The organism is Azospirillum brasilense (assembly GCF_022023855.1).
Lineage (GTDB): Bacteria > Pseudomonadota > Alphaproteobacteria > Azospirillales > Azospirillaceae > Azospirillum > Azospirillum brasilense_F.
On record NZ_CP059449.1, the window covers coordinates 1,394,747 to 1,407,587 of the forward strand.

Annotated in this window: 5 protein-coding genes and 2 pseudogenes; 3 read left to right on the forward strand and 4 right to left on the reverse strand. The window is 62.5% G+C overall.

What is annotated here, in order from left to right; all coding sequences use genetic code 11:
* The first annotated feature begins 104 nt into the window (after window positions 1-104).
* The 3 genes from H1Q64_RS06680 to H1Q64_RS06690 all read left to right on the forward strand — a co-directional run bounded on the left by H1Q64_RS06680 (window position 105) and on the right by H1Q64_RS06690 (window position 7,965).
* On the forward strand, window positions 105-3,140 hold the full coding sequence (locus tag H1Q64_RS06680; RefSeq protein ID WP_237904888.1) for a BPTD_3080 family restriction endonuclease: 3,036 nt from the start codon (window positions 105-107) through the stop codon (window positions 3,138-3,140).
* Between the two features lie 13 nt (window positions 3,141-3,153).
* Window positions 3,154-5,070 (forward strand): GmrSD restriction endonuclease domain-containing protein, encoded by a 1,917-nt coding sequence (locus H1Q64_RS06685; protein WP_237904889.1) that lies wholly within the window; start codon window positions 3,154-3,156, stop codon window positions 5,068-5,070.
* A gap of 72 nt (window positions 5,071-5,142) precedes the next feature.
* The gene (locus tag H1Q64_RS06690; protein WP_237904890.1) at window positions 5,143-7,965 is read left to right on the forward strand and encodes a site-specific DNA-methyltransferase; all 2,823 of its coding nucleotides are present in this window, start codon (window positions 5,143-5,145) and stop codon (window positions 7,963-7,965) included.
* Between the two features lie 182 nt (window positions 7,966-8,147).
* Here the strand turns inward: H1Q64_RS06690 and H1Q64_RS06695 are convergent.
* From H1Q64_RS06695 to H1Q64_RS06710, 4 genes and pseudogenes are all read right to left on the reverse strand, one after another.
* Window positions 8,148-8,312 (reverse strand): annotated as a pseudogene (locus H1Q64_RS06695) (ISL3 family transposase); the annotation flags it as partial.
* A gap of 194 nt (window positions 8,313-8,506) precedes the next feature.
* Window positions 8,507-9,473 (reverse strand): IS630 family transposase gene (locus tag H1Q64_RS06700; RefSeq protein WP_419468825.1). Its coding sequence is split into 2 segments (ribosomal slippage): window positions 8,507-9,107 and window positions 9,106-9,473, totalling 969 coding nucleotides; the frame shifts between segments, so codons are not numbered across the junction.
* 260 nt (window positions 9,474-9,733) lie between these two features.
* A pseudogene (locus tag H1Q64_RS06705) lies at window positions 9,734-10,390 on the reverse strand (transposase); the annotation flags it as partial.
* A gap of 646 nt (window positions 10,391-11,036) precedes the next feature.
* Window positions 11,037-12,701 carry an anti-phage dCTP deaminase gene (locus H1Q64_RS06710; RefSeq protein WP_237902889.1) on the reverse strand — a complete coding sequence of 555 codons (1,665 nt, stop codon included), beginning with the start codon at window positions 12,699-12,701 and terminating at the stop codon, window positions 11,037-11,039.
* Between the last annotated feature and the right edge of the window lie 140 nt (window positions 12,702-12,841).

Genomic DNA, 12,841 nt, shown 5'->3' on the forward strand with positions numbered 1-12,841 from the left:
CGGAACGACCAGCACGCGAACTGCATCGGCCGGTTGCACTTGCCCTTGGAGTTCCTGCGGTGGCATGCTCCAGCCGCAATTAAGGCAAATCCGGTGGCAGGGGTATGAGCGAAGCGTTTTTCGAGCGGCCGATCCTGAACTCGCCCTATGCCTACCCTGCACGCCATTGGGAACTGGACGCTGACGGCCAGCCGACGAACCGGATCGTCGAGCATCGCCGCCGGTCCGAACTCATCAGCCCGATCCCGAAGACGAAGAAACGCCGCAGCTCGACTCAGGCAAGCCTCGACCTCGACCACACTGCCGACCTGACGCACGACGGGCAGGAATACAACCCGACCCCCTACATCAACAAGATCCGCAGCGAGGTCGAATCCTGGCGCCGGTTGCCGAACCCCAACGACTGGGGCGTCACACCGGAAACCGCCCGCCTGCTCCAGCATTGGCGCCACCATCCGTTCCAGGGGGTCCGCCCTTTCTTCTGCCAGATCGAGGCGGTTGAAACCGCGATCTGGTTGACCGAGGTCGCCCCGCAGCGCGGCGAAATCTGGCAGCACATCAAGGGCGCCAACCAGCAAGCCAACCCGGAACTGCTGCGCATGGCGCTGAAGCTCGCCACCGGCGCGGGCAAGACCACCGTCATGTCGATGCTGATCGCATGGCAGACGGTCAACGCCGTTCGCCATCCGAACGCCAAGTCCTTCTCACGCGGCTTCCTGATCGTGGCGCCCGGCATCACTATTCGTGACCGGCTGCGCGTGCTGCTCCCCAACGACCCCGAGAGCTACTACCGCAACCGCGAGATCGTTCCGGGCGACATGCTCGCCGACATCGAGCGGGCCAAGATCGTCATCACCAACTACCATGCCTTCAAGCGCCGCGAGCGCATGGAGGTTTCGAAGGTCGGGCGCGCGCTGCTGAAGGGGCGCGGCCCGGACCTCGACACGCTGGAAACCGAAGGCCAGATGCTCCAGCGCGTCATGCCGGACCTGATGGGCTTGAAGAGCATCGTCGTGCTGAACGACGAGGCACACCACTGCTACCGCGAAAAACCTCCCGAACAGGGCGGCACCGATGATGTCGCCCCGCTGAAAGGCGACGAGAAGGACGAGGCCAAGCGCAACAACGAGGCCGCTCGCCTGTGGATTTCCGGGCTGGAGACGGTCAAGCGCAAGCTGGGCCTGCGCGCCGTCTACGACCTGTCAGCCACGCCCTTCTTCCTGAACGGCTCCGGCTACGCCGAGGGAACCCTGTTTCCCTGGACGGTCAGCGACTTCTCGCTGATGGACGCCATCGAGTGCGGCATCGTCAAGCTGCCCCGCGTGCCGGTGGCCGACAACATCCCCGGCGCCGACGTGCCGAAGTTCCGCGACCTGTGGACCCACATCGGCAAGCGCATGCCCAAGGCCGGGCGTGGTGCTGGCAAGACGCTCGATCCGCTGGCGATCCCGGTGGAGCTACAGACCGCGCTGGAGGCGCTCTACGGCCATTACGCCAAGACCTTCGACCTGTGGGAGCATGAAGGTATCGGCGTTCCGCCGGTCTTCATCGTCGTCTGCAACAACACCGCCACGTCGAAGCTGGTGCATGACTACATCTCCGGCTTCCACCGCCCCAACCCCGACGGGTCCGCGACGTTGGAGCACGGACGCCTCCCACTGTTCCGCAATTTCGACGAGTCCGGCAACCGGCTGGCCCGTCCGCGCACCCTGCTGATCGACAGCGAGCAGTTGGAATCCGGCGAGGCGCTGGACAAGGATTTCCGCGCCATGGCTGGCGACGAGATCGAGCGGTTCCGCCGCGAGATCGTCGAGCGCACCGGCGATATCCGCAAGGGCGAGGCGATCACCGACCAGGATCTGCTGCGCGAGGTGATGAACACCGTCGGCAAGAAGGGGAAGCTCGGCGAGTCGATCCGCTGCGTCGTCTCCGTCTCCATGCTGACCGAGGGGTGGGACACCAACACCGTCACCCATGTGCTGGGCGTGCGCGCCTTCGGCACGCAGTTGCTCTGCGAACAGGTGGTCGGCCGCGCCCTGCGGCGCCAGTCCTACGACCTGAACGGCGAAGGGCTGTTCAACGTCGAATATGCCGACGTGCTGGGCGTGCCCTTCAACTTCAACGCCAAGCCGGTCATCGCCCCGCCCGCCAAGCCGCGCGAGACGGTGACGGTCCAGGCGGTCCGCCCCGACCGCGACGCGCTGGAAATCACCTTCCCCCGCGTCGAGGGCTACCGCGTCGAACTGCCGGAGGAGCGGCTAACCGCCGCCTTCGGCCCGGACTCGGTGCTCGACCTCAACCCCGATCTGGTCGGCCCGTCCGTCACCCAGAACCGGGGTATCATCGGCGAGGGCGTGGACCTGACCGTCGCCCATCTGGAGGACATGCGCCAGTCCACCATCCTGTTCCATCTGGCCCGCCATCTGCTGTTCCAGAAGTTCCGCGATCCGGGGGCGGAGCCGAAGCTCCACCTGTTCGGCCAGTTGAAGCGGATCACCAAGCAATGGCTTGACGGCGGCTATCTGCGCTGCACCGGCGGCACCTACCCGGCGCAGGTGATCTACCGGGAGATCGCCGACATGGCGGCGGAGCGCATCACCGCCGCCATCACGCTGGCGCATGTCGGCGACCGGCCGGTCAAGGCGGTGCTCGACAGCTACAACCCCAAAGGCTCCACCGCCTTCGTCAGCTTCACCACGTCCAAGGCCACGCGCTGGCAGACCGACCCCCGCAAATGCCACGTCAATTGGGTAATCTGCGACAGCGATTGGGAGATGGAACTGTGCCGGGTGGTGGAAGCCCATCCGCGCGTCCTGTCCTATGTGAAGAACCACGTCCTGGGCTTCGAGGTGCCCTATCGCCACGGCTCCACCCCGCGCCGCTATCTGCCGGACTTCATCGTCCGCATCGATGACGGACGTGGCCCCGACGATCCGCTGAACCTGATCGTCGAGGTGAAGGGCTATCGCGGCGAGGACGCCAAGGACAAGGCGGACACCATGCGCGCCTATTGGGTGCCGGGGGTGAACAACCTGGGCAACTTCGGCCGCTGGGCCTTCGTGGAATTCACCGCCGTCTACGAGATGGAAACAGCGTTCGCGGCGCTGGTCGAATCCTTCACGCAGTTACAGGCCGCCTAGGAGTCGAGCAGCCATGCCCACCGCATTCAAGACCAACCCGATCAAGCTGGAAGAGCTTCTGTCCGATTGCGAGTCCGGCAAGATCCAGTTGCCCGATTTCCAGCGCAGTTGGGTGTGGGACGAGGATCGCATCCTCAGCCTGATCGCGTCGGTATCGCTGGGTTTTCCGGTTGGCGCACTGATGACGCTGGAGATGAGGGCTGGCGCGGCGGAAACCTTCGCCCGCCGCCCCTTGCACGGCACGCCGCCGGAGGCGACAGGACGGCACCCGGAGCAACTGCTGCTGGACGGCCAGCAACGGATGACCTCACTCTACCAGACCTGCTTGCGGCGCGAGGTCGTGAAGACGGTCACACCGAAACAGCGGGTGGTTCGCCGCTGGTTCTACATCGACATCGTCAAGGCGCTGACCCCTGGTCTCGACCGCATCGACGCCATTGTCACCGTGCCGGAAGACCGGGCGCTCAAAGCCGATTTCAACCGCCGGATCGTTCTCGACCTGTCCACGCCGGAGTTGGAATACGGCGCCCTGATGTTCCCGCTGAACCGGACCTTCGACTGGGACGAATGGCAGGAGGCGTATGGCGATTACTGGATTGCCCGTGGCGAATCGGCGAAGCGCGAAATCTTCAAGCAGTTCAAGAACGACGTGCTCCAGAACATCAAGGGCTATCAGGTTCCGGTAATCGCGCTTGGCGACACCACCTCCCACGAGGCCGTGTGCCTTGTCTTCGAGAAGGTGAACACCGGTGGCAAGCCCCTAGACGCCTTCGAGTTGGTCACGTCGATGTATGCCGCCAGGGGGTTCCGCTTGCGGGACGATTGGCTCGGCCATAACGGGGAACCGGGCCTCCAGCAGAGGCTTCAGACCTTCGGCCGGGTCGGCGACCAACCCTTCGGCATTCTGGAAAAGGTGTCGAGCACCGATCTGCTTCAGGCGATTTCCCTGCTCCACACAAAGCAGGTCCGGCAGCAGGCGAAGGCTGAGGGGGTGAACGACGCCGATCTGCCCCCCGTCCGCGCCACGCGGCAATCGCTGTTGGAGTTGCCGCTGGACGCCTACCGCGCGCACCGTGCGGCTGTCGAAGAGGGCTTCAAGACGGCGGCGCGTTTCCTGCGGCTGAACGGCATCTACCGGGTCATCGATCTGCCCTACCAGTCGCAACTGGTGCCGATGGCCGCGATCCTGGCGGAGATCGGCCCCCGGTGGGAGCATGCCGCCAACCGGGAAAAGCTGTCGCGCTGGTTCTGGTGCGGGATATTCGGCGAACTCTACGGCTCCGCCACCGACTCCCGTTTCGCCAAGGACGTGATGGAGGTGCCCGCATGGCTGGAAGGTGGCGCCGCCCCGACCACGGTCGCCGACGGCGTGTTCCTGCCGGACCGGCTCAAGACGATGCGGACCCGCCTGTCCGCCGCCTACAAGGGAATCCACGCCCTTCTGATGCGGGAAGGCGCCCAGGATTTCCGGTCCGGCCAGAATTACGACCAGACCGTCTTCTTCGACGAGGCGGTGGACATCCACCACATCTTCCCGCAGGCATGGTGCAAGCAGCGCGGCATCGACGCGAAAATCTTCGATACCATCATCAACAAGACGCCGCTGTCCTACCGCACCAACCGCATCATCGGCGGCGTCGCGCCGTCCGCCTACATCGCCAAGCTGGAAAACGGCAAGCCGCCGGGCGATCCCCCGCTGGCCCCGGCGGTCATCGACGGCCATCTGCGCTCGCACGGCATCGACCCCGCCCTGCTGCGTGCCGACCGCTTCGACGATTTTCTGGCCGACCGCGAGCGGTGGCTGCTGTCGCTGATCGCCAAGGCCACCGGACATCCCGTCATGGGCGCCGACATCGCTGGCCTGGACGGCGACGACGCGCCGGATGATCTGCTGCGCGACGCCGGTATGATGGACATGGCCGCCGAATGACGACCGAACCGGCTGGCGGCTTGTCCGACCGCCGGGTTGCATTGAATTGATCCAGTTGGGAACGCATCGGGTATGGCGAAGAAAGACATCGAGGTCGAGGCGCTGACGCACAAGGACGCCAAGCGGCGGCTGATCCCGACGGCGGAGTTGCAGTCGGTGATGGACGAAGCCGACAAGGCGCCCGTGCGCGTCGCCTATGAACGGCGCAACCGCGATCTCGATCCGCAACTGGTGTGGCGCGGCAAGGATGACCAGGACTGGTCGGACCTGATCGTCCAGGCCCCGCCGCTCTACATCCAGGAGAAAGTCCACCCGAAGGTTCTGATCGAGGAACTGAAGCGCGAAACCCGCGCGCGGGCCGACGCGAACAAGCCCAAGGGCAGCAATTTCGACCTGTTCGCCGATTTCAACGGCCTGCCCGCCAAGGATGTGGCGACCGAGTTCTACCGCCACGACTCCAACTGGACCAACCGCATGGTGCTGGGCGACAGCCTTGCCGTGATGGCGAGCCTCGCGGAGCGCGAGGGGCTGCGCGGCAAGGTCCAGTGCATCTATTTCGACCCGCCCTATGGCATCAAGTTCAACAGCAATTTCCAGTGGTCCACCACCAGCCGCGACGTGAAGGACGGCAACAAGGACCACATCACCCGCGAGCCGGAGCAGGTGCGCGCCTTCCGCGACACATGGCGCGACGGCATCCACTCCTACCTGACCTATCTGCGCGACCGCCTGACCGTCGCCCGCGACCTGCTGACCGACAGCGGGTCGATCTTCGTCCAGATCGGCGACGAGAACGTGCATCGCGTGCGGGCGCTGATGGATGAGGTGTTCGGGGATGAGAACTGCGTTGCGCAGGTAAGCATTGAGAAAACAAGCAGCCAAACGCAGGATTATATTTCCCCCGTCACGGATTATATCCTGTGGTATGCGCGAGATAAGGCGCGCATGAAGTATAGGCCAGCCTGGATGGATAAAGCATCGGGCCAAGCAGGCTTCGCAGAGTATAGTCGAATTGCATTGTCGGATATGTCTCGGCGACGGATGACGAATGATGAAGCAACAGGCAATGAATCTCTCCCCAACGGCGCGCGCATTTATCGTCAGGATAACTTGACCAGTCAGAGTATGGGGCGCGAGAAAGGGGAGGGTGCTGCATCTTGGTTCGATGTCCAAGTTGACGGCAGCGTCTTCCGACCAAGCCTGCAAAATAGGTGGAAGACCAATAAAACGGGGATGTCCCGCCTCGTAATGGCGCGCCGAGTTGAGGCACGTGGAAGCAGTTTGAGCTATGTGCGCTTTGTTGAAGACTTTCCAGTTGTTCCGATTAATAATATTTGGAGAGATGTGAAATTTTCCAGTCGTGCAGAAGACAAGGCATATATTGTCCAAACTGCGGCTCGGATGGTTCAACGCTGCATCCTGATGGCGACCGACCCCGGCGACCTCGTGCTCGATCCCACCTGCGGGTCGGGCACGACGGCCTATGTCGCCGAGCAATGGGGGCGGCGGTGGATCACCATCGACACCTCGCGGGTGGCGCTGGCGCTGGCCCGCGCCCGCATCATGGGCGCGCGCTATCCCTATTACCTGCTGGCCGACAGCCGCGAGGGCCAGATCAGGGAAGGCGAGATCACCCGCACCCCGCCCAAGGACGCCCCGACGCGCGGCGACATCCGCCTGGGCTTCGTCTATGACCGGGTGCCCCACATCACCCTGAAATCCATCGCCAACAACGCCGAGATCGACGTGATCTGGGAGGAGGCGCAGAAGGCCCTGGAGCCGCTGCGCGCCCAACTGAACGCGGCGCTCAGCACCGGCTGGGAGGAGTGGCAGATCCCCCGCGCGGCGGAGGAGGGCTGGCCGCAGGCGGCCAAGGCGCTCCACGCCGAGTGGTGGACGCTGCGCATCAAGCGCCAGACCGACATCGACGCCTCGATCTCCGCCAAGGCCGAGTTCGAGTATCTCTACGACAAGCCCTATGTCGACAAGGACAAGGTCCGCGTTGCCGGTCCCTTTACGGTGGAGAGCCTGTCGCCTCACCGCGTGCTGGCGGTGGACGAGGACGACGAACTGATCGACCTGCTCGACGCGGCCGAGGGCAAGCGCAAGCCGTCCGACCTCGCTCCCGACGACTTCGCGGCGATGATCCTCGACAATCTGCGGGCCGCCGGGGTGCAGCAGGCGCACAAGCAGGACCGCATCGCCTTCACGTCGCTGACCCCCTGGCCGGGTGACTTCATCGCCGCCGAAGGGCGCTACATGGAGGGCGAGCGTGAACGCCGCGCGGGCATCCTGATTGGGCCTGAATTCGGCACGGTGTCGCGCGCCGATCTGGTGGCGGCGGCACGCGAGGCGGGCGACGCCGGGTTTGACGTGGTGGTGGCCTGCGCCTTCAACTACGACGCCCGTTCAGCCGATTTCGAGAAGCTGGGCCGCATCCCGGTATTGAAGGCGCGGATGAACCCCGACCTGCACATGGGCGGCGACCTGAAGACGACGGGAGCGGGCAACCTGTTCGTCGTGTTCGGCGAACCGGACATCGACATCCTGAAGGACGCCGACGGTCGCCTGCGCGTGCGGATCAAGGGCATCGACGTTTTCCATCCCTCCACCGGCGAGATCACCTCGGGCGGCCCCGACACCATCGCCGTCTGGTTCATCGACACCGATTACAACGAGGAGAGCTTCTTCGTCCGCCACGCCTATTTCCTGGGCGCGTCCGACCCCTACAAGGCCCTGCGCACGACGTTGAAGGCGGAGATCGATGCCGACGCCTGGGCCAGCCTGAACAGCGACACCAGCCGTCCCTTCGACCTGCCCTCGTCCGGCCGCATCGCGGTGAAGGTCATCAACCACCTCGGCGACGAGGTGATGAAGGTGTTCTCGGTGGAATGAGGCGATGGACAGCGAAGGCAACGGCGGGAAGGGCGGCTCCGGCGATTAGGAGGCAACAAGCGGCGTCTACGCCATTCGTCCCGCTGGGCAGGAGGGGTGATTCCTGCGCAATTATCGCGACGACCTGTCGCGCTGTGGATCGCCGGACGTCTGGAGGACGACATAGCGCCGAAAGAAATCGAGGCGGCTTCGAGAACACGATGGCGCAGCAGATCGAAGCCGCCGAGGTTTATCGTGCGCTTGGCCGTCTTCAGCTTGCTGATCTGCCGTTCCACCAGTCCGGTGCTCCACGGCAAGGCCAACGCCGCGCGCACCGCCGCCAAATGGCACTTGGTGCCTGCGGCGAAGGCGCGTTCGGTTGCATTGATCTCGTTGTCCTCGGTCACGACCAGCCCCCGGTGCCGTGAGTAATTCCACCGGGAGACCGCTACTCCGGATGGCGAAGTGGGGATAATTTGGTTCCGTGACCGTGCCCAGAGCATGCCGCTGGAGCCTAATCTTCCCTCAAGGGAGATCCCATGACTACTAGAGCATTTTCCAGTTACTCCGGCTCATAGCCAGCGGCAGTAAAGTAGTTGGCGCATTCGTTGGGAGGGAACTCATTGAGAAGTTGGCCGATGGTTTGCCAAAGGGCCTCCTTGGTTCGGGCTGCGGCCTTCCTCAGGAGCGCCTTGAGCTTGGCGAAGGCGTTCTCAATGGGGTTGAAGTCCGGCGAATAGGGCGGCAGGAGCAGGAGGTGTGCGCCGGTGGCGGTGATCGCCGCCCGCACCGCCGCGCTCTTGTGGGCCGGCAGGTTGTCCATGATCACGACATCGCCCGCTTGCAGCGTCGGGCACAGGACCTGCTCGACGTAGGCCAGGAACCACCGCCCGGTCATCGGCCCATCCAGCACCATCGGTGCTGTGAAGCCGCTCAGGCGCAGACCGGCGACGAAGGTGGTGGTCTTCCAGTGCCCATGCGGGATGCCGGCGCGCAGCCGCTCGCCGCGGGCGCAACGCCCGTACAGGCGGGCCATCTTGGTCGAGGCGCCGGTCTCGTCGAGGAACACCAGCTTGGTCGGATCAAGGTCGGGCTGCGCCTCAAACCACGCCTCCCGTGCCGCGGCGACGTCCGCGCGGTCCTGCTCGGCCGCATGCGCGGTTTTTTTTAAATGTGATGCCGCGCGCGGCGAAGAAGCGCCACAGCGTGCCAATGCTGGCGGACGCGCCGCGCTCCTCACGCAGGCGCGCCTGCAACTCGGCCAAGGTGAGGTGGGGCGTCACCGCGACGAGACCGAGCAAGAACGCCGCATGAGCATCGAGCTTCGAGCCGCGCGGCGGGCCTTGACGCCGCGCCGCCGTCTCGCCGGTGCTGCGTGCCCGGCGCACCCACACGATCGCCGTGGCGATGCCAACCTGGTAGCGCGCAGCGGCTTGCCGGGCCGACAGGCCATCCGCCACCGCCTTCAACACGCGATCCCGCAAATACCTGGCTGTAGGCTCGGGCCATGCTGATCCTCCATCCGCCAAGGACGGTGAATCACGCAGCCCAGTCGCCGTAAATTCCTCCTGAATCGGTAACTCCTGAAAGGGCTCTAGCGAACTGCCTCCGCGTGTGCAGGAAAAGCTATTCCAGATCGTTAGGCTGCTGGCCCGTATCGCCGCACAGGAAACGATCAAAAAGGTCAAAGTCCCCGAGCCTGATCCGCCAAAGCCAAAATCCAGGAAAAGAAAATTACACAAGGAAAACGGCCTTGCGTAGCTTCAGGGGCGTTTCCCGGCCGCTTACGGCCCGACAGTGAGGTGTCCGCCACTAGGCACAGGCATTCGCGCGTGAAGTCGTCCACCACCGCCAGGATGCGGAAGTGGCGGCCGTCATTAGGGCGTCGCTGGCGAAGTCCAGCGACCAGTGCTGGTTCAGCCCCTAGGGCACGGCGCGCGGGGCTCGTGTGCCTAGGGCTCGCTTGCGGTCACCGCGCCGGCGCACCGGCAGACCCTCCTCGCAGTAGATCCGCAGTGGCTTCCTGGCATTCACTCCCAAACCCTCGCGCGTCAGCAGAAGTCCCAAACGCCGATAGCCGAACTGGCGCCGCTCAGCCGCCAGTTCTTGCAGCCGAGCCCGGAACGGCGCGTCATCGGGATGCCAGGAGCAGTAGCGGACTGACGAGCGGTCCTCTCCAAGAATGGCGCACGCCCGCCGCAAGCGTCACCATTTCTTGCGGCCAAGTCCTTGAGCAACGCGTATCGAGCATCACTTCGGCCAGCAAGCGCTTTAGGCGGGCATTCTCGTCTTCCAGTGTCTTCAGGTCTTTGGCTTCCGACACCTCCAACCCGCCGGACTTCGCTTTCCACGGGAAGAATGTAGCCTCGCTGATGCCGAGCTTGCGGCAGGTTTCCGCCGTCGGTCTGCCGGCCTCCTGCTCGCGCAAGGTCCCGATGATCTTCAGACCGGAGGAGCTTCAGGGGAGCAGGTCAGCACCCTTCGCTCATCCACGGTCTGACCACCTGTAACTCTGCCCAAATCTCAAACCTTCTCCATCGAGCGTGGCGGAATGAGTCTGCAGAGCCGTTATACCGACTCGATAGCCCAACGTATCCGTCGGCCATCTGGCGGTTCGGGGAGGTATCCTTCGAGAGCCTCAACGTCTCTGCGAGAGTTGACCAGCAATGCAAAAGGTCCCTTGGAGCTTCCTGTGTCCCTTACTACGCGATTGAGCAGTTCAAAGACAGAACGGCGAAGCAACCATCGAGCTGCTTGGTCTGCTGGATCGTTTAGGTTTAGTGGTTCGTGCAAATAAGAAGCTCCGCAGCTAACGAAAAGTGCGTAGGCCCGGTTGCGGTCCATTGTAACCAAGTCAAAATATGGAAAGGGACGCAGATCGATGACGGCCCGCGGTCGCAAGGCACTCAGAGCGTTCCTGAACGTATTGCCATGCAATTCGTTCATTGGACAGCATAAGAGCCGACCTGGGGCGTCGGGATCGAATAAGGGAAGCTGGACTGGCGAAACATATGGGTCGGGACCAGCCGAAGCGGCGTTGGTCACCGGAGTGCCGTTTTCCGTCACCAGCCTGATAGCTGCTCTGTGCATGGTCAAAATGCCTCGGAGAGCTCCGCCTCTAGCTTCGTATAAGGTACTTGGAAAAGGTCCCAAGGACCACCCCAATCCGGTGTGCCAAGCTGCATATCTCCAGTGGTCTTGTCCTTGTAGTCTCGATCCTTAAGGAAGGCTCGGGCGTACATCCGTGGAGCGACGCCGGTGAAGGGACGGAAGAGAACCCGAGCGTGTTCCGCCTCACGGGCCTCCTTAGCCGTTTGCTCGTCATCAATCTCCTGACGCGCCAGAGCGCGCGATGGGACTGCCCAGCCTACCTCCGTGGTCACAATGGAGTCACTATGAAGGTGCATTGCGCGGCTTTTGGGATAGGGTTCGATGTATTGCACCTCATCAATGCCCGCTGTGACAATATGTCGGGCGCAGTAATGGCAGGGGAATGTTGTCACAAACAGTCGGCAGCCAACCGGGGAAACACCAACGCGAGCAGCCGAAAGGATGGCGTCCATTTCTGCATGCACTGCCCGGCTGAATTCAATCAAGCCGCCTACGCGGGTTTTTCGGATAGCGTCAGTAGCTTCTTTTTCGGAGCGGATATTGAGCAATTCCGGAAATGCCTTGAAAAGCTCTTGAATGATGTTGTTCTGTTCCTTATTGCTGCTGCAATATGGGGTTTCGCGAAAAATACATCTATAATCATGTAGTTCTTGCGCTCGGTCGAATCCTTCGCCATAAACCCCACCGCCTGCTCTTGGCACCTCATTAGTGCCCGTAGCCACAATGTTTCCGCGCGGATCAACGAGTGCGGCTCCGACTTGGCGAGACATGCACGCGCTACGAAGTCTTGCAGAATGAGCGTGGTGCATTGCCGTCTCGGCGATAGTCGGCCGGACAACTTTGTTCATAGTCATCAACTGCACGAAACGACGCAGCGGCTCGTTCATATTCGTTTGGTTCGGATGGGCTTTGTCTGAATTATCAACAAAGAAGTCAGCTTCATGAAAAGTTTCCGTAACATGCTGACCATGTTTGTCAGGTGCATCAGCGTCGCGATCCATGAATTTCGCAACTTTTTCTTTTGCCTCTGGTTGCGACCGAACGTTAAAGCGAAAGCAGTTTTCTAATAGACGCCGTTCCCGCTCTTCCGGCGCACATACAACACCCACTAGCGCAAAAGCGTCCTGGTAAACGCGCCGGAGGAGATGAGCTTCGGCGGGGTGGCGAAGGGAATCGATTATGAACGCCCTTGGTTTGCCATCAGGAATAACGGGTGCTTGCTCCTCGACCTTGACACCCGTTGCATCGGCGCGAAGAACCATGATTTTTTTAATGATCGCGCGGGCGACAGCCGCGTGATCATTAGTCATCCGCCGCATATCATCGCCGCGATCTTGCATCATTTCCATGGCGTCTAGCGTTTTTTGCCCACCGTCTGCAATCGACGGCAGGGCTAGGCCTTTAGAGTTCGCCCATTCCCGAATAACTTCACTCCCTTTCACAATTTTTACGTCAAAGGGGGTGCTGTTTACGACCTCGGATTCCAAAAGGCTCTTCAGTGCCAGAGCACAGGTTCCAACGCCAGCTCCGGCCGGCCCAACGATAGCAATAAAGAGCTCGTTAGAACGGGAGCGCTTCAGCATTTCCTGGCTGCTCTCGCCCCGTGGTGCGGCCGTTGGCGTGGTTTTTGCTTGGGCGAGAGCCATTTGCACCTCCTATAGCATATGCGCAGATCATTTGTTCCCGTCGGAACGGATAAGCGCTGATACACTCTTTCAAGGGAAGATGGAATTAGCTAGTGACACGAGCTCATGTGGCGGACGGCTCTTCCACCACACCCTCTAGG